Annotated in this window: 1 protein-coding gene; it reads right to left on the reverse strand. The window is 36.7% G+C overall.

The annotated features are described in order from the left end of the window. Positions 1-136 precede the first annotated feature (136 nt). Positions 137-1375: an IS110 family transposase gene (locus RCJ95_RS23710; RefSeq protein ID WP_446722829.1), complete on the reverse strand. Its 1239-nt coding sequence runs from the start codon at positions 1373-1375 to the stop codon at positions 137-139. Positions 1376-1604 lie beyond the last annotated feature (229 nt).

Below are 1604 nucleotides of genomic sequence, written 5' to 3' on the forward strand. Positions count from 1 at the left end.
ACAAAACCAGCTAATAGTTGTCAAGATTTTTCAATAAAAAAATTAAAACTCGCATGATATACTAAAAAAGGGTACAGCAAATAAGCCTTCCTCTTTAAAATTGGAAGGTTTTTCTCAATGTACTTAAATGTGATTTTTAAACCGCATTTTGGAAGGCTTCTTTCCTTTTAAATAGGGCATAAATCCAATGTAAAAGCTTATTAGCACATGCAATTATGGCTACTCTAAAAGGCTTTCCTTCTTCGCGTTTTTTATCGTAGAACTCTCTTAATTTCTTATTTCTAGGGATTATTTCTTCACTTGTTTTTTGCTTACGTGCATCTCTTATACCGCATTGTACAGCCATAAACAACGCTTGTCTTAACCTGCTAGAACCTCTTTTGGTTATGCGATTGACGGAAGCAGTAAACCGACCAGAAGAGTAAACGCTAGGATCTATCCCGGCGAATGCTACTAGCTTTTTAGGATGGTTAAACCGTTCTATCTCTCCAATTTCAGAGATGATTGTTGCCGCAATCTTTTCTCCAACACCAGGGATAGACTGGATTATCTCATATTCTTCAATTTCTTTAGCGAGGGCATCTATTTCTGCTGCTAACTTTGATAGGTGCTCTTGATATTGAAGAACAATGTTAATAAACATTCTTAGGTTAAAGATATGGCTTTGGTACAAGTTGTTTTGAAATGGATTACGTAATGCAGCTTCTCTCAATTTAATTGCCTTTTCTTTTGCCCATTTTTCTGAACGGGTTGTACATAATTCCGCGATTTTATCAGTAAGATCAGATTCACTGACTCTTAGAACCTCTTCTGAAGTTGGAAAGAGTGATAGAATCTGTAACGAGATTTTTGAATACAGATTCCCAAAGACACCTCTATATTCAGGAAATACCTGATCTAAAATCGATTGTAGCTGTAATTTCGTTTGTGCAGATGTGCTTGATATCGTTTCTTGTTGTCTCGTGAGATTACGAAGATTTAAGAGTTGAATTCCTCTTTTTTTATATGGTTCTAACTCTTCCTTATAATACAGTTCACATAGATGATAGGCATCAATGGCATCTGTCTTTACCTTTCGTAAATTTGTACTTCTAGCTCGATGAGAGATAAGTGGGTTTACAATAATATAGACATACTGTTGCTCCTCCAAAAATTGAATGACAGGCATATGGTACTGACCTGTAGATTCTAAAATAACCGAAGGTTGCTTACCAGCAGCCAATTTTTCAATATCCCTTAGAAATTCTAATAAACTTCCTAAACCATCAAGAGTATGTTTAATACTAAAGCTCTTACGATATGGTTTGCCTTTATCTAAAAAGGCTTGAACCTGACTTTCTCCTTTTGAAACATCCAGACCAACGACTGGATTCATAATTACATCTCCTCCTAAAGAAAACTAAATTCGTCGGTAACCCCTAAAGCTGCTTGTAATGTCATAGGTTCGCTTGTTAAACGGGATCCTTGTCCCAACCAGCTCGAAACATGTTTATACAAGTAGGGGGTGAACAGTTTTGCGGACGGGATCTAGTCCCACGGGCCAGACGTTCTACCCCGACTACCGTTATAATAAGACCTAAAAGAAAAAGGTCAACCAGAAAAAA

Source organism: Lysinibacillus sp. BSL11, assembly GCF_052928325.1.

Bases quoted from the DNA above. Each gene is read 5' to 3' on its own strand.
- RCJ95_RS23710 (WP_446722829.1), bottom strand. From the start codon at position 1,375: ATGAATCCAGTCGTTGGTCTGGATGTTTCAAAAGGAGAAAGTCAGGTT.